Source organism: Parendozoicomonas haliclonae, from assembly GCF_900174585.1.
GTDB classification, from domain to species: Bacteria; Pseudomonadota; Gammaproteobacteria; order Pseudomonadales; family Endozoicomonadaceae; genus Sansalvadorimonas; species Sansalvadorimonas haliclonae.
Window position 1 is genome coordinate 1 of the sequence record NZ_FWPT01000012.1, and the last position, 25871, is coordinate 25871.

23 protein-coding genes and 2 rRNA genes are annotated in these 25871 nt (G+C 51.4%); 10 read left to right on the forward strand and 15 right to left on the reverse strand.

The window, feature by feature from the left end; all coding sequences use genetic code 11:
• From EHSB41UT_RS20690 to EHSB41UT_RS20705, 4 genes are all read left to right on the forward strand, one after another.
• A 23S ribosomal RNA gene (locus EHSB41UT_RS20690) occupies positions 1-109 on the forward strand; the annotation flags it as partial.
• A gap of 121 nt (positions 110-230) precedes the next feature.
• Positions 231-346 (forward strand): 5S ribosomal RNA (gene rrf, locus EHSB41UT_RS20695).
• A 427-nt stretch (positions 347-773) separates the two neighbouring features.
• On the forward strand, positions 774-1268 hold the full coding sequence (locus tag EHSB41UT_RS24530) for a sn-glycerol-3-phosphate transporter (protein ID WP_133060601.1): 495 nt from the start codon (positions 774-776) through the stop codon (positions 1266-1268).
• A gap of 122 nt (positions 1269-1390) precedes the next feature.
• Positions 1391-2020: a thiol:disulfide interchange protein DsbA/DsbL gene (locus EHSB41UT_RS20705; RefSeq protein WP_207626724.1), complete on the forward strand. Its 630-nt coding sequence runs from the start codon at positions 1391-1393 to the stop codon at positions 2018-2020.
• A gap of 68 nt (positions 2021-2088) precedes the next feature.
• On the opposite strand, the gene EHSB41UT_RS20710 is transcribed toward EHSB41UT_RS20705, so the two are convergent.
• From EHSB41UT_RS20710 to EHSB41UT_RS20745, 8 genes are all read right to left on the reverse strand, one after another.
• The gene (locus tag EHSB41UT_RS20710; protein WP_087112783.1) at positions 2089-2589 is read right to left on the reverse strand and encodes a hypothetical protein; all 501 of its coding nucleotides are present in this window, start codon (positions 2587-2589) and stop codon (positions 2089-2091) included.
• Positions 2590-2764: 175 nt separating this feature from the next.
• Positions 2765-3217 carry an Hsp20 family protein gene (locus EHSB41UT_RS20715; protein WP_087112784.1) on the reverse strand — a complete coding sequence of 151 codons (453 nt, stop codon included), beginning with the start codon at positions 3215-3217 and terminating at the stop codon, positions 2765-2767.
• Positions 3218-3377: 160 nt separating this feature from the next.
• Entirely contained in the window at positions 3378-3908 is a 531-nt protein-coding gene (locus tag EHSB41UT_RS20720) for an 8-oxo-dGTP diphosphatase (protein WP_087112785.1), read from the reverse strand.
• Between the two features lie 77 nt (positions 3909-3985).
• Entirely contained in the window at positions 3986-4990 is a 1005-nt protein-coding gene (gene lpxL / locus EHSB41UT_RS20725) for an LpxL/LpxP family Kdo(2)-lipid IV(A) lauroyl/palmitoleoyl acyltransferase (RefSeq protein WP_087112786.1), read from the reverse strand.
• Between the two features lie 168 nt (positions 4991-5158).
• On the reverse strand, positions 5159-6448 hold the full coding sequence (locus EHSB41UT_RS20730; RefSeq protein WP_087112787.1) for an NCS2 family permease: 1290 nt from the start codon (positions 6446-6448) through the stop codon (positions 5159-5161).
• Between the two features lie 524 nt (positions 6449-6972).
• Positions 6973-8178 (reverse strand): hypothetical protein, encoded by a 1206-nt coding sequence (locus EHSB41UT_RS20735; protein WP_133060602.1) that lies wholly within the window; start codon positions 8176-8178, stop codon positions 6973-6975.
• Between the two features lie 121 nt (positions 8179-8299).
• On the reverse strand, positions 8300-8692 hold the full coding sequence (locus tag EHSB41UT_RS20740) for a hypothetical protein (RefSeq protein WP_087112789.1): 393 nt from the start codon (positions 8690-8692) through the stop codon (positions 8300-8302).
• A gap of 156 nt (positions 8693-8848) precedes the next feature.
• Positions 8849-9922 carry a porin gene (locus tag EHSB41UT_RS20745; RefSeq protein WP_087112790.1) on the reverse strand — a complete coding sequence of 358 codons (1074 nt, stop codon included), beginning with the start codon at positions 9920-9922 and terminating at the stop codon, positions 8849-8851.
• Positions 9923-10274: 352 nt separating this feature from the next.
• On the opposite strand from EHSB41UT_RS20745, the gene EHSB41UT_RS20750 reads away from it, so the two are divergent.
• On the forward strand, positions 10275-11246 hold the full coding sequence (locus tag EHSB41UT_RS20750) for a LysR family transcriptional regulator (protein ID WP_165767360.1): 972 nt from the start codon (positions 10275-10277) through the stop codon (positions 11244-11246).
• A gap of 16 nt (positions 11247-11262) precedes the next feature.
• Here EHSB41UT_RS20750 and EHSB41UT_RS20755 read toward each other — a convergent pair whose 3' ends face one another.
• The 4 genes from EHSB41UT_RS20755 to ispB all read right to left on the reverse strand — a co-directional run bounded on the left by EHSB41UT_RS20755 (position 11263) and on the right by ispB (position 15175).
• Positions 11263-11469, reverse strand: coding sequence for a hypothetical protein (locus EHSB41UT_RS20755; protein ID WP_087112792.1), 207 nt, complete (start codon positions 11467-11469; stop codon positions 11263-11265).
• A gap of 85 nt (positions 11470-11554) precedes the next feature.
• Entirely contained in the window at positions 11555-12679 is a 1125-nt protein-coding gene (locus EHSB41UT_RS20760) for a hypothetical protein (protein WP_087112793.1), read from the reverse strand.
• A gap of 112 nt (positions 12680-12791) precedes the next feature.
• A complete protein-coding gene (locus tag EHSB41UT_RS20765) occupies positions 12792-13961 on the reverse strand; it encodes a GIY-YIG nuclease family protein (RefSeq protein ID WP_087112794.1) in 1170 nt (389 codons plus the stop codon).
• A 233-nt stretch (positions 13962-14194) separates the two neighbouring features.
• Positions 14195-15175, reverse strand: a complete 981-nt coding sequence (gene ispB, locus EHSB41UT_RS20770) for an octaprenyl diphosphate synthase (RefSeq protein WP_087112795.1) — start codon at positions 15173-15175, stop codon at positions 14195-14197.
• Between the two features lie 346 nt (positions 15176-15521).
• Between ispB and rplU the strand changes: the two genes are divergently transcribed.
• The 4 genes from rplU to proB all read left to right on the forward strand — a co-directional run bounded on the left by rplU (position 15522) and on the right by proB (position 19058).
• The gene (gene rplU / locus EHSB41UT_RS20775) at positions 15522-15833 is read left to right on the forward strand and encodes a 50S ribosomal protein L21 (protein WP_087112796.1); all 312 of its coding nucleotides are present in this window, start codon (positions 15522-15524) and stop codon (positions 15831-15833) included.
• Positions 15834-15851: 18 nt separating this feature from the next.
• The gene (rpmA, locus tag EHSB41UT_RS20780) at positions 15852-16109 is read left to right on the forward strand and encodes a 50S ribosomal protein L27 (RefSeq protein WP_087112797.1); all 258 of its coding nucleotides are present in this window, start codon (positions 15852-15854) and stop codon (positions 16107-16109) included.
• A 394-nt stretch (positions 16110-16503) separates the two neighbouring features.
• A complete protein-coding gene (gene cgtA, locus EHSB41UT_RS20785; RefSeq protein WP_087112798.1) occupies positions 16504-17700 on the forward strand; it encodes an Obg family GTPase CgtA in 1197 nt (398 codons plus the stop codon).
• A gap of 179 nt (positions 17701-17879) precedes the next feature.
• The gene (proB, locus tag EHSB41UT_RS20790; protein ID WP_242667381.1) at positions 17880-19058 is read left to right on the forward strand and encodes a glutamate 5-kinase; all 1179 of its coding nucleotides are present in this window, start codon (positions 17880-17882) and stop codon (positions 19056-19058) included.
• Here proB and EHSB41UT_RS20795 read toward each other — a convergent pair whose 3' ends face one another.
• The 3 genes from EHSB41UT_RS20795 to EHSB41UT_RS20805 all read right to left on the reverse strand — a co-directional run bounded on the left by EHSB41UT_RS20795 (position 19059) and on the right by EHSB41UT_RS20805 (position 24734).
• Positions 19059-23000, reverse strand: coding sequence for a hypothetical protein (locus tag EHSB41UT_RS20795; protein WP_087112799.1), 3942 nt, complete (start codon positions 22998-23000; stop codon positions 19059-19061).
• Positions 23001-23312: 312 nt separating this feature from the next.
• Positions 23313-23579 carry a 30S ribosomal protein S20 gene (gene rpsT, locus EHSB41UT_RS20800; RefSeq protein WP_087112800.1) on the reverse strand — a complete coding sequence of 89 codons (267 nt, stop codon included), beginning with the start codon at positions 23577-23579 and terminating at the stop codon, positions 23313-23315.
• Positions 23580-23768: 189 nt separating this feature from the next.
• Entirely contained in the window at positions 23769-24734 is a 966-nt protein-coding gene (locus EHSB41UT_RS20805) for a LysR family transcriptional regulator (RefSeq protein WP_087112801.1), read from the reverse strand.
• A gap of 129 nt (positions 24735-24863) precedes the next feature.
• Between EHSB41UT_RS20805 and EHSB41UT_RS20810 the strand changes: the two genes are divergently transcribed.
• Entirely contained in the window at positions 24864-25871 is a 1008-nt protein-coding gene (locus EHSB41UT_RS20810) for an NADP-dependent oxidoreductase (protein ID WP_087112802.1), read from the forward strand.

Here is a 25871-nt window from a genome sequence, read left to right on the forward strand (position 1 = left end):
ACTTGATCCCCTGAAGAGCCGTTCAAGACCAGGACGTTGATAGGCTGGGTGTGTAAGCGTTGTGAGGCGTTGAGCTAACCAGTACTAATGACTCGTGCGGCTTGACCATATAACGCCAAAGCGATCTAAAAGATCCGATAACGCGATAAACGATCGACACATACTAAGTGTCAGCAACTAACAGACAGATTTCATAGATTGTTGTCGAAAGACAGCAATCACCGTTTTCGCCTGGCGACCAAAGAGCTTTGGAACCACCTGACTCCATCCCGAACTCAGCAGTGAAACGAAGCATCGCCGATGGTAGTGTGGGGCCTCCCCATGTGAGAGTAGGTCATCGCCAGGCACTTATTAGAAAACCCGATTATCGAAAGATGATCGGGTTTTTGCTATTTGGAATTCTATCCGCGCATATGCCGGAATTAGTATTACTCCTCCCGCTCCAGCAATACGTCCCTGTATTGAGTCGCTAGCGGGGCTTCCTGCCCCTTGGCTGAGTAATACAAATTCCAGCTGTCAGCACCGCATTTGTTGCCTGATTTTTACCGCGATCTTCTCATTCCTACGGTCCTCCGTAGGAATGACTACCTGATAGTACCAAGCCCTTAATAGCATGGGTTACTACGCAGAGCGTGGTAACCAGGGTGTGGGCATCCTGCCCTTTGGCAGAGCAATACAAATCCCGACTTGGCAGCACCGTACTTGTTGCCTGATTTTTAACGAGAAAGGAAAAATTATGCTTAACTCTTCTCCGACTTCGGGGGAGGTATGCATTGTTAATACGTGATGGTTGGCAGGTTCTTGCTCTCGTCTTTTTCTCACTTTGTTCTTATGCAGAGGAGCAGCCTGAATTATCTAATGTATCCTATGCTATCGAAGCCAGCTTCCACACTATCCATTTCCATCATAACGATGAGCACAATGATCGGCAGAATCTGATTGGGATCGAAAGAAGGGACGCTTCCACGGTAATGGGCGCAACAGTATTTAAGAACTCGTTCAATCAGGATTCACAATATATTTATTGGGGGAAACGTTTCCCCTTACAAGATTCGGAATACGGTCTGCGAGCGCGAGTGACATTTGGCCTTCTGCATGGTTATCGTGGGGAGTATAAAAACAAGATTCCGTTGAATCGCTTTGGTGTGGCTCCAGCCATCCTTCCTTCACTTGGATATACCACACGTTATATTGAGGGTGATGTGGTATTGCTGGGAATCAATGCGCTGCTTTTCACGATCTCCATCCCTTTTGCTTTTTCTCAATAGCCTGTTTCACGACACATTTTTATACATTCACGCCAAGTCTATTACGACTCTGCCCTGTGCCTGTCTCTGAGATTTTGAGAGAATGCGGTAGTTACTTATAAAAACAATCACAGGGGTGCGTTGTGATAAAAGCTATAAAAGTATTGGTGGCGCTGCTTATTTTGGCGCCAATGGCCGCTCTGGCTGCTGATTACCAAGAGGGGAAGCATTACTTCAAACTGGATACTCCGGTCTCTACCAAAGCTTCTGGCAAGGTCGAGGTGGCTGAGGCCTTCTGGTATGGCTGTCCTCATTGCTACACGCTGGAGCCGGTTCTGAATGCTTGGAAGAACAAGCTGCCTGAGCATGCCGAGTTCCGTAAAGTGCCAGCTCAGTTCAGCAAAACCTGGAGAACCCACGGTCAGCTCTATTTCGCTCTGGACTCCCTGGATATCCCTAAGTCTGTTCATGACGATGTGTTCAATGCGATTCACAAGCAGAACCGTAAGCTGTCTACCCGTGATGAGATGGTGAGCTTTGTAAAGGCTTATGGTGTCTCTGAGGCGGCCTTTGACAAGGCGTTTAAATCCTTCAAGGTACGTAATGAAATGCGTCAGGCGGATGCGGTGGTGAAAGGCTCGCGTATTGCTGGTGTTCCGGCGCTGATTATCAATGGCAAGTATCGTATTTCTGCCCAGTCAGCCGGTGGTAATGCGGAAATGCTGAAGGTTGCGGATTATCTGATCGAGCAGGAGAAGAAGCAGCTGAACTGATCGTTTTATCGTAATCAGTCAGGCTTCTCCCCCATCATTAATAAGCCTCGTTGAAGTGGAGCAAGAAATTATTTCACTTCGACGAGGCTTTCTATTTTCTCTTTCACTTCTTTAGGAATGGCACGCATCCGTGGCCAGGCTACGGATGGTTTGTCATCTTCAATGTTCATATGAGGCATCTTGGTGCAGCCGCTCTTTCTGTCCAGCAGGCGGAGATTGTAGTCTGGTTGTTCGCTGCTCTCGCTTTCTGGATCGATCTCCAGATAGACCGCCCAGCTTTTGTCATTGGATTCCCAGTGCGGTTCCTGAAGGATTTTCAGGGTTTCCAGATGCTGCGCCATATCGACCATATTGGACTGACGACTTTGCTGGTCTTTCTGGGCTTGCTTGAGTTTGGTTTTCAGTGAGGAAACTTCAGCGTTCTTGCTGCGGTTTTCTTCCTGCAGACGTTTGATCTGGGCTTTCAAGCGCTTTGGGTTGTCTGCCTGCAGAGCTTTGTTCTCTGCCTGCAACTGTTTGAGCTGTTCCTGCAGTTCTTCTATGGAGATTGCTTCGGTCGAGTGGGACATACTACTTACAGATCCGCCAAAAAGTAGGGGAGTGTATCACCATGAATCCAAAATCGCTGCCCTTACAAAGGTAAAGACTGGATAAAGTCGTTGAGTATTGGTTTCGGGAGGATGCTGTGAAGAAGCAGGGCGGGAAGGCGAGAGTCGCCTTCCCGAAAGATAGCTTTATTTCATATCAGCTGTTTTCATTTTCCAGCAGCTGACTGCCACCAATATTGATCTTGCGGGGCTTCATGGCCTCGGGGATTTCACGAACCAGATCAATATGAAGCAGGCCATTCTCCATGGCGGCGGTGGTTACTCGAACATGGTCAGCCAGTTGGAAACGGCGCTCAAAGTTGCGCTCAGCGATACCCTGATACAGGTATTTGCGCTCGGTTTTATCTTCCGCCTTTTTGCCTTTAACGATCAGCATGTTTTCGCGGCTTTCCAGATCCAGTTCTTCTTCCTGGAAACCGGCAACAGCCATGGTGATACGGTAGCTGTTCTCGTCAAGCAGTTCGATATTGTACGGAGGGTAACCGTTCTGGTTGCCAGAGTGGTTGATGTTTTCCAGCATGCTGGCGATACGGTCAAAGCCGATAGCGGAGCGGTACAGGGGAGACAGATCGAAGTCGATAGTACGCATAACTCTATCCTCATAATGAGCAATAAATTTCAGATTGTTGACCTTCCATCGGACAGGTCGTTAAAGAGATCCCTGTTTATGCCGTGTCGGACTAAGGCGATCTCTCTTACTCATGAATATGTGGGCAGAGTTTATGACTTCAAGTAGATCTGAAAAATTATTATAAATTTTCTTTGCGCATGTGATCTTTACGCACTTTTTCTTCGAGGGCGTAATCGAGCATCTTGCTGTTATCGAACAGGAAGCGACCGGTAAAGTCTTTGCCTTCCAGCATCATCGGAATCCACAGGTAATCATCTTCCCACATTTCCTCGTAAGGAATTTTATCGAGATCAAACCAGAGTGGTTCGGCTTCATCTGTCTCGGTTGGTGTGCCCGTATATTCATTGGTGGTGTAAATATGCACATGCATGGCCAGACCATCGACAAACTGAAACAGGTTATCGCCATGGTAGGTCAGTGCTCCCGGGGTGATCAGCAGCTCTTCCTGAAGCTCACGGCTTGCACATTGCTCAAGGGTTTCGCCCGGATCGAGCTTGCCTCCCGGGCCGTTGATCTTGCCCATGCCCAGCCCGCGCTTCTTGCGGATCAGCAGAATCTTTCCATCCTGAATAACGAAGAGCAGCGTCGCATGCGTCGTGGGTTGCCAGTTGTCCCAGTCGATATCCGCAAGGCTGGTTGGGTTGTTCATAGGATCTCCGGGCGATCAGAAGGCATAAAAAAGGGCATCCAAGATGCCCTGATAATAAATGGTAATAATTGTCGACGTCAGCGTTTTTTCTGTTTCTTTTCTTTCTTGCCGTAGAGTGACTCTTCACCTTCCGGACGCGTCTTAAAGCGACGGTGCTGCCACAGATACTGTTCCGGGTGCTGACGGATAAAATCTTCGGTCAGCTTGTTGATACGACAGGTGTCTTCCCAAGTGTCATCGGTCGGGAAGTTAACCATTGGCTTGGCGAAATCAACGGTGTAGCGATTGCATTCATAATCCAGCCAGAAGGTACCCATGGAGACCTTGGCATTGCTCAGGCGGGCAAAGTCAGACACGCTGGGAATAGTTGCCGCTGGAATGCCAAAGTAAGGCACAAACAGACTGCGCTTTTTGCCCATATCCTGATCCGGCAGGATAATGCCGATCTCACCCTGTTCCATAAAGTGGAGCAGATCCTTGACCTGCTTGCGGGGAATAAAGCGGGATTTGTACGGGTAGCGGTTACGCATTACGCCACTGACATACTCATAAACAGGATTGTCGTGTACCCGGTAGAGAATATTGAAGGAGGTATGTTCGCTGGCAATGCGGCAGGCCATTTCTACACAGGTCATGTGCAGGCAGCTCACCAGTACGCCCTGGCCGCTCTCCTGAATCTCCTGAAAGCGTTCCAGTCCATGGAAGCTGGTCAGCCGGGCAATGCGTTTGCTGGAGGAAAACCAGGCGACACCGGGCTCGACAAGAGCGATACCAATCGCTTCAAAGTTCTGGACCAGAATGCGTTCACGCTCTTCCGAAGACTTTTCCGGGAAGCACAGCTCCAGGTTGCGGCGCGTTACCTTGACCCGGGAACCACCAATCTTCATAAACAGACGGCCAATGCCACGTCCGATAGCCAGAACCCAGCTAAATGGCAGGCGACCTACCAGAAACAGGAACAGGATCAGCAGCCACAGGCCCCAGTGACGGGGATGCAGGTAAGACAGCTGGAAGCGGTAGCTGTGGGTGTACGCCCTTTCCTGGAAGGGAACTGATGAGTCAAACTCCGGGTTCAAAGCCATTCTCGAGTAAAAGTTCTGATCGGGGCATTATACCGGAAGGATGGCGCCATAAACCTCCCTCTTTACGGAGGTTTGTTAGCTTTATGTTACGGCGGTTTTTTCTTGAGAGGGCGTCCCCAGCCTGCACACCCGTTTCAGAGAGTGCAGGCTGGGGAGTGTTCAAGGCTATCAGGCGATAACAAACTTGATAGAGAACAGGATGGTCAGGAAGATCATGGCAGGCGTAATCTCCTTGTAGCGGCCGGACAGCAGCTTGATACCGGTCCAGGAGATAATGCCGAAAGCGATACCAGTGGCGATGGAGTAGGTCAGAGGCATAGCCAGTGCGGCAATACCCACCGGGGTCACATCGGTAATATCATCCCAATCGACAGTGGTCAGGCTGTGGGTCATCAGCACAGCTACAAAGATCAGAGCCGGTGCGGTTGCATAAGCTGGAATCGCAGCAGCCAGCGGCGAGAAGAACAGTGCCACCAAGAATAGAATACCCACGACCACAGCCGTTAGACCTGTACGGCCGCCGACAGCGATACCTGCACCACTTTCTACAAAACTGGTTGTTGTAGATGTGCCCAGCATGGAGCCGGCAACAGTAGCAGTACTGTCGGCCATCAGTGCGCGACCGATACGTGGCAGGTTGCCGTCCTTGTCCAGCATCTTACCTTTCTGGGCAACCGCGATCAGGGTGCCGGAGGTATCGAACATATCCACGAACATGAACGAGAAGATGATGGAGATCAGGCCAATCTCCAGTGCGCCGGCCAGATCCAGCTGCATCAGAGTTGGTGCAATACTTGGCGGCATGGAAACCACACCGTTCATCTCGACCTCACCAGCCACAATGCTGAGAACGGAGATCGCCAGAATACCGATCATCACAGAACCGGGTACACCACGATAGTAAAGGGCAGCAATAATGATCAGGCCCAGGCCCGCCATCATAGGACCCCAGCTGGTCATATCGCCCATGGAAACCAGAGTGGCCGGGTTATCAACAACAATACCGGCGTTCTGCAGGCCCAGGAAACCCAGGAACAAACCGATACCTGCGCCAATACCGCCACGCAGGGAGAGAGGGATGCTGTTAATAATCCATTCGCGGACTTTAAACGCACTCAGCAGGAAGAAGCAGATACCGGAAAAGAATACGGCACCGAGCGCTACCTGCCAGCTGTAGCCCATCTGGCCAACAACGGTAAAGGCAAAGAATGCGTTCAGGCCCATGCCGGGTGCGAGAGCAACAGGGTAGTTTGCGTAGAAGCCCATAATGAAACAGCCGATGGTGGCTGCCAGACAGGTCGCTACAAAAACTGCTCCCTGATCCATGCCTGCCGCAGCGAGCAGACTCGGGTTCACGAAGATAATGTACGCCATGGTCAGGAAGGTTGTGGAACCAGCAATAATTTCCTGACGCACTGAGGTGTTATTCTCAGTGAGCTTAAAAAGTTTTTCTAACATGCCTGTGTTTTTTGTGAGGTGTCGATAGATTCGCGGGTGAGCGAGCGAATGCAGCCAATACAATACACGTCCGTACTAGGGCCTGTTGTGATTTGGTGATCGGGCTCAGCTTTCCCGAGAGTTTTCAGGGCTAGGCGTAGCGATGTAGGAATACTGGTGGTCTTTCAAATCGCTACAACAACGCCATGGAAGCTCTCGGGATAGCCCTTCGGGTGGAACGGAAAGCCACTCCTCGCCGCGTCAGGCTTGCTTAATGTAGGGCAACTACGATTTTCACAAGCCTTTCTAACGATGAATGGCTTTCCGCTCCACTGAGCCGCATCAGCAAATCACAACAGGCCCTAAGATGAATCCTGTCGAACGCGTGATCAAAATGACTGACAGGGTGATTCTACAAAAGTTTAATCTTTATGAATATCTGGTGTTATTACGGCTACCTTTCTTTTGGCTTTTCACGTTTAATTGCAGGTTCCACCTGCTATTTTTTCGGCTCAACAAATATTTAGTTTGTGGATGGTTTGTGGTCAATTTTTGGTCGGAATTTGTTCTTCTTTACGATTGATGGAATTGTTCTGTCTCTGTGAAGTCTGCAAAACATTTTGCAACCGGCTTTGCAGTAAGGGCATGCCTTTGGATTGCAGCTGATCCGCGAGGATGCTGCCAAGGCTGTAAGCGGTTCCTGTCGTTAATCTCCATCCTGCCATAGTCACGGCTCCCCATTCCGGAACCTGTTTATCCAGACGGTTTACTCCCTGCCAGAGCAAATAGCCTGTCGCACCAAATAGAATCCCGCCCATCAGCATATGGGTACTCAGACTGCGGTTCAGTAGTGTTCTGACAATAATATTGCGGCTGCGGGAAGGGCGCAGCAGCCAATGGCCCAGCGCACCGGCAAAGACGCCATTGGCCACATGGGTGACCACTGGTGCCAAAGCTTCCGGCACCTGAGTGTGCTGGCCGGTGGCCAGCAGTTGAGGTGAATCTGGATTCAAATCGGGGTGAATATCATACAGGTTTCCACTTCCAGCACCTCTTGGTGAGGCTGGAGCAGATTGCTCAACGGGCTGATGTGGATAGATAAATTGATCCAGCCCTTTAAAAGGCACAATAGCCAACACGCCGGGCTGGCGAATATCCCCCAGCCATAAGGTTCTGCTGGTTTCTTCCAGCCCCAGAGCCTGAATGCTGCGTGCGGCATCCCGGCGGCCAAAACGGCTGAAGATCAGTGTGTTTTTATCATCAAAGCGAATCACCCGCAGTCGGGAATCGATGAACAGCAGGGTGTGTTCGCCACTATAAAGCTTTCGATGGTTTAACCAGTTGCGCAGGTTTTCATAGCCCGGAAAGGTAGTCTGGGAGCAGCGCATAAACTGGCCAGTCTCTTCCTGTATAAAGCTCTTCAGGCATTCGAGATTGTTACAGTCGCTCAGTTGGTTGACCCAGTCCGGATCGTCCGGTGGCAGATAATTGCCCCAACCATCCTTAATCACCATCAGAATGCTTTGAAAGGGAGCCTCTGTATCAGGTTGCTCTTCCGTTGAATTGAGGGTTGGAGCAGACGTTAACCGGCGGGCTTCGACAATGGTGCTGGCGACTGAACAGACCAGTGTCGGGGCATCCTCGTTAGAGCTAATGGATGCCTGAGTGAGGCTGGCAAGACAGCCCGTCAAACAGCACATCAGGGCCAAACAAGCTCCGAAGCGCCAATGATCTGCTTTTCGGTTTTTCACACGCATCAACTCCTGCTTGTAGCCTGTAATAAAACCGGTCTGCAAGTTTTTCAGCGGAGGCTGGGGAGTATATAAGCCTGTTGGTGAATTACCGCCCTGGTTACAAAAAGATACCCCGGGCTTATGACTGCTTCCTGGGTTCTTCATGATAAGGAAGTGCGTGCGGTGGTGAGATCAGTGGAACCCAGTCGGAGACCAGCCGACGAATGCCGTAACGTACGCTGCCCATATTCATGGGAGCAAATGCAACATCGCTGACAATATACGCGGCTCCTGCTGCAACTGTGGCCTTTTTAAGAATGGATAAGGTTCTCTCAAGAAGAGCCTTGTCGGTTTTGTTGGCTGCGTAAAGGATGCCTGCTGCGGTGCTTATGACGGCTGCATATATTGCGATCTTTTTAACTGTGCTGCCTTTGGAAGTTTGACCTGATTCGGCCTGTTGGGATTGACTCTGGTACATCTCCAGCATGCCTGGTTTTTGCCCGGCGGCTGGTGCTTTTGGTTCTGACTGCATAATTTAAGCCTCATGAGTGATCGGGGCTTAGAGGCAGATAAAAGAGGGAAGTTGCTGACAAGGTGGTTAGGCGGGTTGCCTGCAGAGAGGGGAATGAGCAATAAAAAAGGGAAGACCGAAGTCTTCCCTTTTAGGCTTTAAGCGTACAGCTTCTGATTAGAAGTAGTAGCGAGCAGTTGCGTAGTAAACGTCGTCGTCGCCTTCTACGTCAACACCCAAATCGTTTTTCTTGTCAAAGTTGGAGTACTGCAGACCGAACAGCATTGGGCCAACTTTGTACTCGGTACCCAGAGAGAAGACTTTCTCTTCACGCTTGCTGTCTGCACCAGAAGCCAGTTTGTCAACTTCCAGGATTTGGTAGCCGGAGAATACAGCCAGACCAGGAACAACGGAGTTCAGGCTATACTGACCGTAAACTTCAGTACCCTTAGACTCTTTTGCATCTTCGTGGATGTATTCAAAGCTACCCATGGTAGCTGCCAGGTACAGACCGTTGTTGTCGTACTTTACAGCAAAAGTTTGAGCGGTAGAGTCGGTGTCTTTATCGAAGCCGGTCTTGGTGATTGTGCCATCAGTAGCTTTGCTTTCTGTTGCTTTGTAAGCTGTTTCAGCAACGGTAGCACCGATGGAGAAGCCCATTGGCAGATCATAGCTTACAGCCAGCTGCATGCCGTTTTCACGGTCAAAGGTTTCTTTGTCTTCAGTGCCGTTATCGGACAGCTGATACTGAGCAGAAACATTCAGACCACCGAAAGAGTTTCTGTAGCCGATAGCATCGTCAGCACGACCCATGCCGGAAGTGCCGTGGCCACCAACGCCATCGTAGATACCCATAGCATAGCCGCCATTGAACAGGCCTTTATCAGTCCAGCCTGCAACATCAGAGTAAGCGGACCACTGCTTACCCACGATTACGGTACCCATGGTTTTGTGGGCCAGACCGATGTTGCCCAGACGTTCACCGAAGGATTCACCTTCGTCGTCTTGCATATCATAGCTCCACTCAACCTTGGCGAAAGCCGTTACGTTTTCGCTCAGCTTGTGCTCGAAGCCGAAGTTGATACGGGAGCTGTCGCTTCTCATGCCATCATCAGATTTTGCACCAGTTTCGGTTTTGATACCGATACGACCGCCAACGGAAGCAGAGGTGGTGCCGTTGTCAAAGATTTCTGCGGCCATTGCCTGACCGGACAGAGCTGCGATAGCGACTGCGAGGGCTACCTTCTTCATGGGTTAACTCCAGTGTGTGTGAGTGTGTTCAACGAGTGTCACAAGGTGTGTCACATCGAATGAGTCCCGATTATTGGGAAACACCACGGCGGGTCATATCAATTGGGCGTATAGGTATATGCCGCGTATAGATAGGAATACGGATATAAGGGCTGCCGCATCCGCATTTAGAATGGGGGTATTCGCCAAACTGATAGCGATGTTTGGAACTTTCCGTTTTTACGCAATTCGGGAAGAAAAAAAAGATTGACATAGGGCAATGTTTGCAATCTGCCCGGTTGCTGAGGTGTGTGAACCGGTTATGCGTCCTACTCAAAAAGAATCGAATTTTTATAAAAAAACTAAAGCTTTTATGCCTGGTCAGAACGGCAATCAGCTTGATGGTTTAAGCCTGAGTCGGCTTAACCTGAACCTTTTACCCAGCCTTAAAGCACTGCTTGATACCCGCAGTGTGACTGATGCAGCAAAACTGTTGTGTGTAACCCAGCCCACCATGAGTCGAAACCTGGCTCAGCTGCGGGAGAACCTGTGTGATCCCATTCTTGTGCGCTCCTGTAACCGTACTGAACTGTCGGAACTGGCAAAGTCTATTCATCCATCGGTGAATCATCTGGTGATTGAAGCGGCGACTATTTTTGAAAATGCCAGCTTTGATCCGCAAACGACCTGCCGCCACTTCCGTATTGCCGGTAGCTATGCGGTGGTCGAAAAGATACTGCCCGGTGTGTTGTGTGAGCTGCGTAAGCTGGCACCGAACTTTACCTTTGATGTCGAGCTCTTGAATGAACATGTGATCGAAAAGCTGCATCGTGGTGAGATTGATCTGGCGCTGGGGTATTCCGGTCAACCACCATCCGGATTGCGCAGTCAGGAGATTATGCGTTGTCGTCTGGCCTGTATGATGAGTGCGACTCATCCTCTGGCCGATCGTATCTTCACCCTGGAAGAACTGACTGAGTATCCGCATCTGATGCAGAAGGGTGGGTGTGGTATGTCATCCCAGGTGAAAAGCTTCTATGAGCGTATCGGGATTGAGCCGCAGATGAGTATTTCCAGCTTCTGTGCGGCCAAGTCGGTGGTGGCGGGCAGTGATTATATTTGCCTGCATACACCGATTAAAGAAGTGGCCAGTGAAGGTCTGGTGCTGCGTGAGCTGCCTGATGAGGTGGTGGAAATTGATCACCGGATGGTGTGGCCGGAATACTGGAACGCCAATCGCTCCCACCGCTGGCTGCGGGATCATCTGTTCCAAAGCCTGCGCCGGTTTGTAGAAAGAAACGATGAGCCGGGTTATACCGTTCTGCACCGGCAGGCTGTGGCGTAATTCAGGCTGTACGTCATTATTGTTGTTGTCTTCTTTGCTGCTGCGCTTCGAGATCGTGGCGCAGCTTCTTCATATCCGCTGCAACTTTTCTGCAGCGTGCGTTCTGCAGAGCAAAGTGCTCTTCCATTCTTTTCAGTGATGCATTCAGTGTGGCAAGACTGTGAATCGCTCTTTGTACTTTTTCAGTACCGGATTCGCTGCTGTTTTGTGTACCCTGTTGCATCACTGTGTTCCCCGCTGAGACTCTGCAATAACCGTTAAATATTTATTGTAGACAGGCCGTTACTTCACGCTAATGGACTTCTCTGCTATTTGCTTTTGCCGCGCACAAAGGGAGCCATAATCATGTATTCACTGGAAAGCGGGAAGCTGATCTGTTCAACCTTGCCGTTATCACGAAACTTTGCACCGTAGGTATATTTGGGTTCTACGACAGGTCTTCCTATCCATTGTGAAAATGAATTGTTGTGAGTGATGACGGCTGGCTCTTCATCAAATTCGGTGTCGTCGCTATTTGTATCGGGAAATTGGGCCAGGGTGAGCTGTTCTGTTGTTTCTATAAGTTCGTCTGCCTGCTCATCAAGCAGAAAATCAAACTCGGCCAGGGTCTGGCTGACTTCATCGTCTGTATGGGTTGTTGCCGCAGATTGGTTCTCCATTTTTTGCAGGTAATCCCGCTCTACTGCTTCGGTCAGCTGTGTGAGCTTTTGGCTGGTGTAGTCAGCCAGTTGTCTGTGCTGTGTGAGTATAGGGAGTTGTTGAGTGGTGCTGGCCTTGGTCGTCCTGAATAATGCGGGTTGCCAATGCCTGCTGATTTGGTGAGTGCGCCAGTTTTTCTTGGAATTGGGGCGTGCGGGTTTATAAAAGGTAACGGTGGATTGGCCGTTGTGAATCGCTTTAGGGTTGGCCTTAAGGGCGTCTTCTGTGAGTGGTGGCGTAAAGGTGATGGTTTCTACCGCCAGTAGCCACGGGGATTCAGAATCCATAAGTAAACGGGCAGCGGGGCTTAGCAGGGTTTGAGTGTTGAAGCCCATAGATACTGGTGACTGGACTTTGAGGGCTGTGTTGCCTGTTGGTATCTCGCTGCCGGGGAGTGATTTGGTAAAGTGCTCGGTACGGGTAAAAAGAATATTACGCTGCTGGCTATGAAGCTGGTTATCAGCAATTGAACTGAAGATATGCGCCTTCATATTGAAGGCTACGCCATAGCGCTCGCCAACCTCCAGTTGCCTGATCTCTTCCTGGGATTGTCTGACTTGGTAAATCCTGTGGCTGACAAAGGCGATACCTCCACGACGGCCCAGATCCTGAAAGGTCGGAATTGCCTGACAGGTGATTGCCCACAGGTAGAGAAAGCCAAAGCAGAAAACAGTTTGAGTGCTGCGTGATGGTCTTTTGAAGGCAAAATTAATGCTGTGAGTGTTCACAGGCACAAGTCACTCCCCCGAATGCTTATGGAAATAAATATTTTCTTTGGGGAGATAAAGTAGCAGCCAAAACGAAAGGTGATCGTTTTGGCTGCCGGAGGAGGGCTTTAGTCAGGAATTAGTTGTACATCGCCAGATGTGGAGCCGGCATGGCAGCGATGCGATTATTCAGCTCATTCAGCAGCTCTTCAACGCGGGCTTTCTCGGCATCCATTACATCGCTGGTACGCTTGGCACGGGCTTCACGGTGGCGAGTAATAGCATCCAGAATGCGCTGCTCTTTCTCGCTGACGACCTTGGCCACTTCATGCAGGGTTGGCTGAGCTTCTGCCGTTGGCTCGGCAGCTGCAGATGCTGCTTCGATAGTGCTTTCAATCGTCGCTTCAATCGCGGCCGGTGCTTCTTCCTGAGTGGCAATAACTGCCTGCTGTTCAACGGTCTCAATCGCCGTTACCGGACGGGACATGGTCTCCAGCTGGTTGGCGGCAGAGGTATCGCCGGCCAGCATGCCATCGATAGCGGCGGTAATGGCAGCCAGCTGTGCATCAATCGCGTTATCAATGTTCAGATCAATGCTGACATTGCCGGTGGTGCGGGAGGCGCGACGGCTACGTTCCGCAGCTGCTTCGGCTTCAGCCTTGGCGGCAGCGGCTTTCTCTTCTTCCTCTTTGGCAGCCTGAGCGATGATGGCTTTGGCTGCGGCAAGAGCATCGAACTTGGTTGCGCTGGCAGCATTGCTGGCTGTTGCCGCAGCCGGCTTGCGAACATTCTGTTTGCTGGCGGCGGCCGCAATCATCTGAGTCATGTCCGGGCGGCTGGCCGGTTTGGCGGCAGCAGGCGCTGGTGTAGCTTCTGGCGCGGCTTCGATAGTGGACGGCTCTTCTTTCTTCTTGGTTTCTTCCATCGGCAACTCGTCGTCGAGATCGTCGGTGGCAAAAGAGTCGAGCAGTTCCAGCAATTCTTTTTCAGCTTCGGAGGCCTTACGGCGCACAGGCGCTTTTTTGCGGATAACAACGTTACTGGTTTTATGGCCACGCAGACTGATGGCGTCCAGATCTTCCAGTGCGTTCTTTTCCAGTTCGGCCAGTTCGACACGGTTCTCGGCCATGTCGTAAATTTCACGGTGGAAGCAGTCGGTGCCGTGGCGGCGGATATCACGGTACAGCGGGAAGTCCATGTTCTGTTCCGCCGCAGCTACCATTTTATCCCATTGGTCTTCCAGATCGTTACGAGTAGAGCCGACGTAAACCTGGTTGGTAACAGTGTTGGTGACAGTGAAGATGATCAAGAGACAACCCTGATGTTTCTGAGAGATGACGGAAACGCAAGGCGCAGCATTATAGCGCCCCTGACGAGAGTGTGAAGCGGTGATTTCGTCCGTACTTCACGAATACAGTATGGCTGTAACTTTTAGGATTGTTGTCGTTTATGAGGCATAACTGTGGTTTGTAGTAGTAGCATAAAAAAATAAAGGCTGAAGCCAGTTACCCGGCTTCAGCCTCTGGTGTAATCTTCCGGACTTTACGAGGTTCGACTGACGGATAGTTTCGCCAGACTGATCATCGCTTCGCGTTGTGGTGAATCCGGCAGAATGCTGATCGCATCAATGGCCTTTTGGGCGCATTCGTTGGCGCGTGTTGCAGTATATTCGAGCGCGCCGCAGGCTTTCACTGCAGCCAGTACATCGTCCAGCGCATCAAGGCCGCCTTTACGGATGGCATTGCGCACCAGTCTGGCCTGGTCTTCTGTGCCGTTGGTCATGGTGTAGATAAGCGGCAGGGTTGGTTTACCCTCGGCGAGATCATCACCAACATTCTTACCCATCTCTTCGGCGTTGCCGGTGTAGTCCAGCAGATCATCAACCAGCTGAAAAGCGAGGCCGAGATAGTTGCCATAATCCTGAAGAGCTTTTTCCTGTTCGGCAGTGGCACCGGCCAGAAGGGCTGCGGTATGGGTGGAGGCTTCAAACAGCATGGCGGTTTTGCAGCGGATCACTTCCATGTAGCGTTCTTCGCTGATATCCGGATTGCGGACATTCATCAGCTGCATCACTTCCCCTTCTGCAATCACGTTGGTGGCATTGGAGAGTGTGGCCATAACATTCATCTTGCCAATATTCACCATCATCTGGAAAGCGCGGGAATAAAGGAAGTCACCGACCAGTACGCTCGGTGCATTACCCCAGCGGGCATTGGCGGTGGAGCGGCCCCGGCGCAGGTCGGAAGAATCGACTACGTCATCATGGAGCAGGGTGGCGGTGTGCAGGAACTCAATAATAGTGGCGAGAGGGATATGATCCCGGCCTTCATACCGGCAGGCACCGGCGCTGAGCAGTACCAGCAACGGGCGCATGCGCTTGCCGCCAGCGTCAATTATATAGTGGCCAATTTTTTCAACGAGGGAAACGTCCGAGTGCAGCTGTGTCATGATGCATTCGTTTACGGCCTTGAAATCCTCATCGACCGTAGCGTAAATACGGCGGACATCTTCGTGCTGGGACATTCGTGAAATACTTATGACGGGTCCGGAATAACTGGCAAATCGTATGGGGAGGCCGTTGGGGTGTCAAGGAATTCCACGGCCAGCCTTGACCTTAGTGAGTGGTTATTGCCCCTCTCGCCGTGGATATCCGACTCTCTTGACTTGTTCGCTTGTTTCTCGGTGTGCCATTCTCTACAATATGCCGCCCGTCTTGAAAGTCCTGATAGCTGCCATTTTGTTATGGCTGGGTCATCTTCGGATGAAACCAATCATGAGGCGCTATTCTGGAGTAGAGTCGGCGAACCCAAAAATTCCACCCCCCGGTGGATGCCTTTGACAAAAAGGCCAAGGATTTTCGGAGAATTCCATGTACGCAGTTATTGTAACTGGCGGTAAGCAATACCGCGTTACTGAAGGCGAAACCCTCAAGGTTGAAAAGCTGGACGTAGCAACTGGCGAAGCTATCGAACTGGACAAGGTTCTGATGGTTGCCAACGGCGAAGACATCAAGATCGGTGCTCCTGTTGTTGAAGGCGCAAAGGTTAACGCTGAAGTCGTTGCTCACGGTCGCGCGAAGAAGGTAACTATCGTTAAGTTCCGTCGTCGTAAGCACCACCGCAAGCAGATGGGCCACCGTCAGTGGTTCACTGAAATCAAGATCACTGGCATCAGCGCCTGATTCGGAGGGTATTGACTCATGGCACACAAAAAAGCTGGCGGTAGTACACGTAACGGCCGCGACTCAGAAAGCAAACGCCTTGGTGTAAAGCGCTTCGGCGGTCAGGCAGTTCTGGCTGGTAACATCCTGGTTCGTCAGCGTGGCACCAAGTTCCACGCTGGTGAGAACGTAGGCATTGGCAAGGATCACACCCTGTTCGCCAAGGCTGACGGCAAGGTTGTTTTTGAAGTTAAAGGTCCTAAGAACCGCAAGTACGTTCGTATCGAAGCGGCTTAATTAGCGACTTATTCTTCTGGTCTCCGGACTGGAAGAGCATAAAAAGCCCCGCACGCGGGGCTTTTTTGTTATCCATCCTGTGGATAAACAGAGTGGGTAACGAGAGTTGGAAGAGGCTCATCCGAGCACTATGTTTGGGGCGGGCTATAAGGTTTCTGTTCTTTGTGGGCATCGGTGTATGCCTCGGTTGGAACAGGATTGCTTCTTTCCGCCCTGGTGGACTGTCCTGTCCAGCAGGGCTCTCTCAGGCCATCCATGGCCTTTGAAAGCAGCTAATCCTCTTCCATCCGGCTCAGTAGCATCCGGTTCTATGGGCGAACAAAGAGTGGAAACCTTATGGCCTTGCGCCCGAGGTTAAGCGCTGGCAGCTGTAGCGCCGGTGTGGAGGTAGAGAATGAAGTTTGTTGATGAAGCCCATATCTATGTCGAAGCCGGCAAGGGTGGTAATGGTTGCGTGAGCTTCCGTCGGGAAAAATTTATCCCGAAAGGTGGCCCGGACGGCGGTAACGGCGGCGTAGGCGGCAGCATTTATATTCAGGCGGATAACGACCTGAATACGCTGGTGGATTACCGTTACACCCGTAAATACAAGGCTAAGAATGGCGAGCAGGGCCGTGGTGCCAACTGTACTGGTGCCAAGGGTGACGATATGACCCTGCTGGTGCCGGTGGGTACCACCATTGTTGACGAAGACACCCATGAGGTGATCGGTGATCTGACCGAAGTTGGTCAGCGTATTCTGGTGGCCAAGGGCGGTCACAATGGTATTGGTAACACCTGTTTTAAATCCAGTACGAACCGTGCGCCACAGACTGCGACTCCGGGTAAACCGGGTGAAGCTCGAAACCTGCAGCTGGAGCTGAAGGTGATTGCGGATGTTGGTCTTCTGGGTATGCCGAATGCCGGTAAATCTACCTTTATCCGTTCTGTGTCTCAGGCGCGTCCAAAGGTGGCAGATTATCCGTTTACCACTCTGGTTCCAAACCTGGGGGTAGTGAGTGTGCAGAAGCACCGCAGTTTTGTGGTTGCTGATATTCCGGGTCTGATTGAGGGTGCGGCTGAGGGTGCTGGTCTGGGTATCCGCTTCCTGAAGCATCTGGCTCGCTGCCGTATTCTGCTGCATCTGGTGGATGTGGCACCTGTGGATGAGTCTGATCCTGTTGAAGCGGCTCGTGCCATTATCAATGAGCTGGAAGTGTTCTCCCCGGCTCTGTACGGTCGTGAGCGCTGGCTGGTGCTGAACAAGATGGATTTGATTCCTGAAGATGAGCGTGAAGCTCTGCGTGATCGCATCGTTTCCGAACTGGGCTGGGAAGGTAAGGTTTACCAGATCTCCGCGATTGCCAGCGAAGGTACTGCGCGTATGTGTCAGGACATTATGCGCTATATCGAAGATCGCAACCTGCAGGAAAACGAAGACCTCGAATTCGCCCAGGCGGAAGCTGAGCATCGTGAGCGCATGGAAGAAGAAGCGCGTATCCGTATTCAGGAGCTGGCAGAAGAGCGTCGTGCCCGTCGCATGGCCGAGAAGATTGCCGCTCTGGATGATGAAGACGATGACCACGAAGTAGAGATTTTCTACGTGCAGTAAGCTGCTTCTACGTACGCGAAATTGTAGGCATAATGATCAGCCGCTCCCGGCTTTCTCAATGGAGACTTTCTCGATTGAGATCAGGCGGGAGCGGCTTTTTTTTGTCTATGGCTTTTGTTGTGTCCGCCAGCTTGTATCCTTGGGATAACTTCAGGGCGGTTTAGGGAAGGATTGTAAACGTGACTTCTGACGTTCAGCACAGCAGTGCCAGTCACAGAGAGAATATCAGTGCCAACCGTGCACGTCTGGTATCCGGGCGCCGGTGGATTATCAAAATTGGCAGCGCTCTGTTGACCAATGATGGTAAGGACCTGAATGCTGAAGGAATGCGAACCTGGGTGCGCCAGATCGTGAACCTGAAGCAGCAGGGTGTGGAACCGGTTATTGTCTCTTCTGGTGCGATCGCTTTCGGTATGACCCGACTGGGCTGGAAGGAACGACCGTCCGCGATGCATGAGCTTCAGGTGGCAGCGGCTGTCGGCCAGATGGGTTTATCTCAGGCCTGGCAGGCGGCATTTGCAGAGCATGGTATTGAAACCGCACAGGTGCTGCTGACCCATGCTGACCTTTCCAATCGTCAACGTTACCTGAATGCCCGCAGTGCCCTGACCACCATGCTCGACTTGGGCGTGATTCCGGTGATCAATGAAAATGATACCGTGGTCACCGATGAGATTCGTTTTGGTGATAACGACACATTGGGCGCGCTGGTAGCCAACCTGCTGGAAGCGGATACCTTGATTCTGCTGACCGATCAGGATGGCCTGTTTACCGCTGATCCGCGCAGTAATCCGAGTGCGGCGCTGGTGGATGAGCGCAAGGCCAGTGATGAAGCTTTGGATGCGATGGCTGGTGGTGCCGACAGTAAGGGCTCACTGGGACGTGGTGGCATGTTTACCAAACTGCGGGCGGCTCGTCTGGCTGCGCGATCCGGTGCCAATACCATTATTGTCGGTGGCAAGATTCCTCAGGTGATTGATCGTCTCCATGAGGGTGAGACTCTGGGCACGCTGTTGCTGCCGGATGAGAGTCGCACGGTGGCTCGCAAGCGCTGGCTTGCTGGACATCTGCAGATGAGTGGTCGGTTAACCATTGATGCCGGTGCGGTGAAGGCTTTGCGTGAATCGGGATCCAGTCTGTTGCCGGTGGGTGTGCGTGAGGTCGAAGGTGACTTCAAACGCGGCGAAGTGGTGGCCTGTGTCGATGAGCAGGGGAATGAAGTGGCTCGTGGTCTGGTCAACTTCTCGTCTGCGGATATCAAGAAGGTTCGTGGTCTCACCAGTCAGCGGGTTCGGGATATTCTTGGCGCGATGGTAGAGCCTGAACTTGTGCATCGGGACAATCTAGTGCTCTGTTAATTATCCACAATCATTCTTGGGCATGCCGGGTTCGCTGTTGAATTGAGGGTGTGTCCAGGCTGTTTTTTGATCCGGGCTGGAAGGGGCGATTGTTGGGTTGTTGAACCTGCCCAGCAAAGCGATCGTATTCTCAATAGCGGTCAGGTCAGGCAGCTTTTTGCCGTGCTTAACATCCAATCCCATCACCTTCTTGTGTTCACCGATTCTTTTCATCAGTTCTGTGCGAACGGTTTTGATCTCTTCCAGCTTGGTTAAGAGGTCGGGGGTGGTCATCGAGCGATAGTGCTGATACTTGTCGTTCAACATATCCAGTGTGATATCAGGGATAATATCATTGTGGTTCGGCTGGATAGCTTTCAGTTGAGTCAGATATTGTCTGCAGCTCTCGATCAAAGGCTCCACGCTCTGGCATTGATTACGCATTTCACCCAGAACATTAATGAAGCTTGAACGCTCCGACATATCTGGTGCAGAAGGTGGTGTGCTTTGCAGGCCTTGGTTTAAGCGTTGCTCAAATTGTTCCAGTTTTTTCTGGTTGGTGCTCATCTGGCTGAACTCTTTCTCCAATCGATTGACAGAAAGGTGAGCCAGCTCAAGCAGTGCTTTGGCATGGTACGGTGATTCCGCTGGATATTGTTGGATGATCTCCTCATAGAGGGCAATGCCCTGTTTTCGGTCGATCTTGATGGTGTCTGATGCGTTGGTCAGCAAGGCATCTCCCGGGGCGACAGGTTGAACGTCTGGTGGTTCTGAAGGTATGGCAGGCTCAGACTTGTCGACGCTGTTAATTTTCTTTGGGGCAATTTTCTTCGGTTTCTTTTTGCCTGTTCTGGACTCATCCCCAAATGTTTTGGCTGAAGCGGCGATGGAGGGCCACTCCTCCAGAAGTTCCTGGCTTTTTACTCTTTCCAGCTGCTCTGTGAGCCGGACATTGTGGACATGAAAATCCTTCAGATGGCTACCTAATGCCTTCAGGGCGTGCTGGCTGTCCGGGATAGGGCGTCTGGTGTATGTGCACATTAACTCAAACCAATGTTTACCCAGCCATGCCAATCGAATGGAATCAAGAATGGTATTTAGCGACTGGCGGGCTGCAAGCTGCTCGGGGAGTGAAGAGCGGGGATTGCTGAGGGTTTTTATATCCGTATGAATCTGTGTGGTGACTAGCTGGAATATTGTTTGTACAGCCAGAGTGCTGCTGGTGGCGTAAGGCAGATTATCCAGTTGGATCAGGCTTTCATTAAGTGTTGGTGGCTTAGCTTTTGAGCAGGTGACAGGATTTAGCTGTTTAAGTGCTAGGTCGGCGATGATCGCCTGTTGGGCCAGCTGGACATCGAATCTGGTGGTGGAGCTATGTGTGAAAACTGTATGGCAAAGTCGTTGGAATAACGGACTTTTGTGCAGTGTGTTTTGCATGGTTTTCAGCGTTTTACCGGAATCCCTGTGCGTGGCTTGTGATGAATGGATTGCCCGGTAAAAAGACAGGGTCACCCTGCTGAGAATATTGTTGATGCTCTCAAGGCAAACGTGGGCGGACGCGGAGTTATCGGCTTGTATGCTGTTGAGTGCAAGGCATTGGGCGCAGGCTAAATCCATGATGTAGACAATTTGCTCTATTTGGAGTTTTGCTGGTCTTTCCGTATCCAGGGAGCTAAGTCGTTGTTCCAGCTCATCGGCCTTACTCGCTGTAATGAGCTCGGCTTTGCCATTGAATTGCTTTTCCAGTTCTTTATTCAGGGTATTCCAGTCTTCTATGAAGCTGTCCGGAGATGACTCTGTTTCGAGAGTCGTCGGGTTAGGGTGGGATGAAGCTAATGCCGTCCGCCTGGAGAGTGAATAAAAAAACGGATGTGGTGGTCGTGGGTGGATAACCAGATCCGGCTGTATGTTTTCAAGCAGGATGTCAGCGGCGGCCAGCTCGGCGCGAAGTTCTGCGAAACAGGGTTTGTCGACGAAGGTGGCAAGCCAGCCCTCCATGCTCGATCGATGAAGCATTTTATAAGCGACGACGGCTTGTTGGACCATGTCCTGATCCAGAGTTTGGGTTTGCAGAGCCTGGTTGATGTCCCCATTAATGGCAGTCAGTATCTCAGACACTTGTTCTGCCTGTGCTGGTGCAGGTTGCAGGTGCGCCTTGTTTTCGTCAGCATTTTTAATTGTTAGTCCCAGGGCTTCGTAGTCCTTCAGGTGTCGGATCAGCATAAGGCGGCTGATCAAGATGTCCGGGGCGTCTATGGTTGAGTCCGCTTCAATGGCGATATAGCCGAGTCGTGTATGTTTCAGGTGATCCGCAAGAAGACTCTTGAACAGTTCTTGTGCTTCCTTGTTTGTCTCGAGCTTTTGAATAGTTGCCAGACAGGTATTCATCCAGTCTGGCCAGAGGCCGAGAGGGAGAAAGGGGGCGGACAAGGTGCATACGGAGAACGCTAGAATCAATGCGTCAGCCTGGGATTTGAGAACCTCTTCAAGTTGTCGTCTGGCCTGGTGTCTTCTCTTCTGATGAGGGTTCTTATGAGAGGTGGCGTCAGTGGCGAGTCGGCATAGCTTGTCAACGGTTCCAGAGTGATTTGTGACCAGCTCGTACAGCATGGGAGCGATCAGGCAGATATTGATAATGGTGTCGTGCAGGGTTCGGAAGCTGGCCGCGGGGCTGGCATTGGGGTTCTCAAAAAGAGTAGTGCTGCTGTGAGCGGCTAGAAACTCCAACTCATCCGGGTGGTTGAGAAGATGCTGGGAATAATCTTCCCTGAGGGAAATTGCATTTTTATAGGCGGCTTCGGCGCGTTTGGTCTGACCGGAACTTTTGGGAATCTGTTCCAGCAGGCAGGCGCGAACATAAAGAGTGTGAACTGGGCTTGTAAGCCAGCGACTGTAAAAATGGCATGCACCTGTATAAGCCGATAAAGCACTTTGCCAGAGTCGCCCTTTGGCTGTTCTGCTGGTTAAAACCCTGGAGAGGTCCAGCGTATCCTGCGCATCAAAGAAGAGTTCTTCAGGTGGTTCCAGCCATTGCTTTGCCAGTTTCTCAAGATTATCTGGAATACCTGCAAGCTTTCTCTGTTTTGAGGCTTTGTGCAATTCGCTTAGCCACTTCAATCGTTCCAGTAGTTTGGCACGGTTGCCGATTAGTGCTGCATTGGCGAGAGGAAGGTTTGATATATCAAGCGTTTTACGCGGGGTGAGGTTATTTAGCCTGTCCTCTTCTGCCTGTATCTCAAGATGAATTTTCTCTGCTTCGCTAGCTGTCTCCAGTTGCAAGGCCATTATCTCAAGGCAGTCCGAGAGTGTTATGCAGGGGAGCTCTAGCCCATTTTGGTAGGGGGCTGCTGTGGCTTGTGTGGTGAGTCGCGCACTGTGGGATTGCCAGTAATCCAGCCAATGTTGATGGATGGTCTGCATTCGCAGGGTCCGTTTATCTGACAGGTAGCGGTTGATTGCTCGCTGGGCGGCCTTGTCGCAGGCCTGTGTCTGGCTTTCCGCTGTGGTTGGTGTTGAGAGTGATTCACAGAGCTGAGTGTAGGTTTTCTCTGCCTCCCTCCTAACCTGCGCCAGGTCGGGTCTGTCAGGTTTGGCCGGTGGTCTGGGGAGTGTTTCTTTAGGGATGAAGATATCCACAGACAGTAGTGTTTTTCTGCACGGAGGTTCGTCTGTTGTTTTCTGGCTGGAGGTTGTCAGGGAGACCAGCTTTTTGTGTTTGACGGTCACGGTTGGATGATGGGTGGTGGGCTCATCTTTGGTCTGAATTTGTAGCGAGTGGGCCTGTTTATCCAGAGTTTGGAGAAAGTCCTCCGCATCTTCTTCGGAAGCCGCGATAAAATCAAAGTCAGTGGTTTTGGGGGATTGCGGGTCGAGCTGTAAAGCTTCCCTGTTGCCGGAATACCATATCTGCGCGGCCCGACTGCAGAGAGCTTGCCCACCCAGCAGGGTAATTCCCCTTGGCATCCGGCAGGTTGCGGCAAGTGCGCTTTCTGCTTTTTTTACCAGCTCCGATTGTTTCGGTGGGGGGCCTGAGCAGGCTCTTTCTCCAGAGGATTGTAAGGACTGCATATCGCTGACGAGGTCTGGCTGAGGTATCAACAGTGTTGGACAGGCAGGGGGCGGTATTGATTCCTATAGGCGTAACGTGACGGTCACAAGGTTGGTTAGGGTGACGAGGCTGTTAGGGGAGGGGGAGTAGAACAGGCATAAAAAAAGGAGCTCAGTGAGCTCCTTTTTTGTACCAGATCGGCAGATTGCTATTAAGCGTATCGCTTATTAAGCAGCCAGAGCTTTGATCTTGGTGTTCAGACGGCTCTTATGACGAGCAGCCTTGTTCTTGTGGATCAGGCCCTTGTCAGCCATACGATCGATCACAGGAACTGCTACAGCGTAAGCAGCGGTAGCCGCTTCGAAATCCTTGGATTCGATGGCAGCGATTACTTTCTTGATGTAAGTACGAACCATGGAACGCTGGGAAGCGTTGTGCTGACGACGCTTCTCTTGAGTCTTGGCGCGCTTGCGAGCAGAAGGAGAGTTAGCCATCTGATAGCTCCTCGAAAAATCGGTTGTGTATTTAAAGACGCGCAAATATGCCGAGTTACTCAAGCTATGTCAATTTCTGGCAGCCGCACCATCCATTAACTCTGAGTAAAGTCAGCAATTCGCTTCCCGATGACACATTTCGGGAGTTTTAAACGGGTGCGCGCATTCTGGCATTCCTGCCCTTGAGGGTCAAGGGAGGGCTGGCTCCGGATAGTCCGTTAAAAGCGCGCACTGCTGTTGAATAACCCTTAGGCGTGCGGTCAATTCCTCGTACATTAACTGACGAAACCAGATGTGACCTTCATCCCTCTGGTAGCGCTCATGCCAGACGATGGAGTAGGTAAATGGCTCCTGCTCAAGGGGGAGGGCCAGGATCTTCAGGTTATATTGAGCAGCGCAGCTGGAAGCCAGGGCGTAGGGAATCGTCAGGATAAGATCCGACTCCCGGATCAGTGCCAGAGCAGCCACAAAGTGGGGAACCCTGAGGGCGATGCGCCGTTCCAGATTGTAACGCTCCAGCATATGGTCAATGGCGCCTTTCTTCTCGCCGCCCATGGTAATAAGAGCGTGGGGCCAGCGGGCATAGTCCTCAAGCGACATAGCACCATTGGCCAGCGGGTGCTCAGGGCTGACAACACAGACAAATCGGTCCTGACCTATACCTCGCCCATGAATCTGGGCGGGAGGGTTGCTGACGGCGCAAAGAGCTAGATCAACATTATTCTCATCAAGCTGGTGAATATAGTGCTCTTCCCAGGGGTGAATTTCCAGATCAATACCCGGAGCTTCACTGCGAAGCCGGGTAATGACATTGGGTAATAATGCCTGAGAGCCGTAGTCGGTGGTGGTGATCGTGAACAGCCGTTCGGCTTTGGCTGGCACAAATAGCTCGGGCTGGATCAGCCCTTCAATATCCCTCAGTGACTGTTGCAGTTTTCCGGCCAGCTGTTCCGCCCGTGGTGTGGGAATAAGCCCTTTTGGCGTTCGGGTAAATAGAGGGTCGTTGAACAGGGTTCGCAGTCGGGCAAGATTTCGGCTGATAGCTGGCTGGGTCAGATTCAGCCGGCCTGCTGCCCGGGTCACACTTCGTTCTTCTAATAGAACCTGCAGGACTGGCAGCAGGTTGAGATCAGCAGAAGACAGCTTTTTATTCATGGGATTCGCTTTATGGAATAGCTTCAATATGATTTTTAATCATGTTGATAATGCATCGCATGCATTGGAGTTATGGATCCTATCAGGATTACAGTTGCCGGGTCACGATCTGATTCAAAAGGTAGCGTTATGTATATCGAACAGAGCAAAAGCATCCACCTGGCTCGTCGTCCTGAAGGCATGCCGACCGCAGAAGATTTTCAGCTGATCACCGAGCCGGTCTCCGAGCTTCAGGATGGCGAAGTGCTGGTTAAAAATCTGTGGATGTCTGTTGACCCCTACATGCGCGGCCGAATGATTGATCGCAAAAGCTATATCGAACCGTTCAAGGTGGGTGCCGTTCTGGAAGGTGGGGCCATCGGCGAAGTGGTTGAATCACGCAACGATGCCTTCAAGGCCGGCCAGAAAGTTAACAGTATGCAGGGCTGGCGCGAATACTTTATCTCCAATGGTGAAGGCTTAACTGTTCTTCCGGAAACCGGCGCTCCGGTTCAGTCTTTCCTGGGAGCCTTGGGTATGCCGGGTATGACCGCTTACACCGGCCTGCTGAAAATCGGCGAGCTGAAAGAAGGTGACACTGTTTTTGTATCAGCAGCGTCCGGAGCAGTTGGAGAGTTGGTCTGCCAGATTGCCAAGATCAAAGGCTGTTATGTCGCTGGTAGTGTCGGTTCCGATGAAAAAGCGGCTTATCTGAAAGATGTTCTGGGTGTTGATGCGGTTGTGAATTACAAAACGATGGCTGACCTGAAGGCGGATATTGCTGCAGCCTGCCCAAATGGCATTGATGTGTATTTTGAGAATGTCGGTGGCGCACATCTTGAAGCCGTTCTTGATCTGATGAATGACTATGGCCGTATAGCGGTATGCGGAATGATTGACCAGTACAACGCCACCTCGCCTGTTGCTGGCCCGGCCAATCTGTCACAGCTGATTATGAAAAAACTGAAGATGCAGGGCTTTATTGTTTTCGATCACTGGGATGGCTATCCGGCCTTTGTCGCAGAAATGGGTAAGTGGCTGGCAGAGGGTACGGTCAAGGCGCGTGAAACGATTTATGACGGTATTGAAAATGCCCCGGCTGCCTTTATAGGTCTGTTCGAGGGTAAAAACACCGGCAAGATGCTGGTTCGTCTATAA

Excerpts from the sequence above, each read along its gene's own strand:
- EHSB41UT_RS20710 (WP_087112783.1), bottom strand. The coding sequence starts at position 2,589 with ATGTCCCACTCGACCGAAGCAATCTCCATAGAAGAACTGCAGGAACAG.
- EHSB41UT_RS20715 (WP_087112784.1), bottom strand. The coding sequence starts at position 3,217 with ATGCGTACTATCGACTTCGATCTGTCTCCCCTGTACCGCTCCGCTATC.
- EHSB41UT_RS20720 (WP_087112785.1), bottom strand. The coding sequence starts at position 3,908 with ATGAACAACCCAACCAGCCTTGCGGATATCGACTGGGACAACTGGCAA.
- lpxL (WP_087112786.1), bottom strand. The coding sequence starts at position 4,990 with ATGGCTTTGAACCCGGAGTTTGACTCATCAGTTCCCTTCCAGGAAAGG.
- EHSB41UT_RS20730 (WP_087112787.1), bottom strand. The coding sequence starts at position 6,448 with ATGTTAGAAAAACTTTTTAAGCTCACTGAGAATAACACCTCAGTGCGT.
- EHSB41UT_RS20740 (WP_087112789.1), bottom strand. The coding sequence starts at position 8,692 with ATGCAGTCAGAACCAAAAGCACCAGCCGCCGGGCAAAAACCAGGCATG.
- EHSB41UT_RS20745 (WP_087112790.1), bottom strand. The coding sequence starts at position 9,922 with ATGAAGAAGGTAGCCCTCGCAGTCGCTATCGCAGCTCTGTCCGGTCAG.
- EHSB41UT_RS20750 (WP_165767360.1), top strand. The coding sequence starts at position 10,275 with ATGCCTGGTCAGAACGGCAATCAGCTTGATGGTTTAAGCCTGAGTCGG.
- EHSB41UT_RS20755 (WP_087112792.1), bottom strand. The coding sequence starts at position 11,469 with ATGCAACAGGGTACACAAAACAGCAGCGAATCCGGTACTGAAAAAGTA.
- ispB (WP_087112795.1), bottom strand. The coding sequence starts at position 15,175 with ATGTCCCAGCACGAAGATGTCCGCCGTATTTACGCTACGGTCGATGAG.
- rplU (WP_087112796.1), top strand. The coding sequence starts at position 15,522 with ATGTACGCAGTTATTGTAACTGGCGGTAAGCAATACCGCGTTACTGAA.
- rpmA (WP_087112797.1), top strand. The coding sequence starts at position 15,852 with ATGGCACACAAAAAAGCTGGCGGTAGTACACGTAACGGCCGCGACTCA.
- cgtA (WP_087112798.1), top strand. The coding sequence starts at position 16,504 with ATGAAGTTTGTTGATGAAGCCCATATCTATGTCGAAGCCGGCAAGGGT.
- EHSB41UT_RS20795 (WP_087112799.1), bottom strand. The coding sequence starts at position 23,000 with ATGCCAAGGGGAATTACCCTGCTGGGTGGGCAAGCTCTCTGCAGTCGG.
- rpsT (WP_087112800.1), bottom strand. The coding sequence starts at position 23,579 with ATGGCTAACTCTCCTTCTGCTCGCAAGCGCGCCAAGACTCAAGAGAAG.
- EHSB41UT_RS20805 (WP_087112801.1), bottom strand. The coding sequence starts at position 24,734 with ATGAATAAAAAGCTGTCTTCTGCTGATCTCAACCTGCTGCCAGTCCTG.
- EHSB41UT_RS20810 (WP_087112802.1), top strand. The coding sequence starts at position 24,864 with ATGTATATCGAACAGAGCAAAAGCATCCACCTGGCTCGTCGTCCTGAA.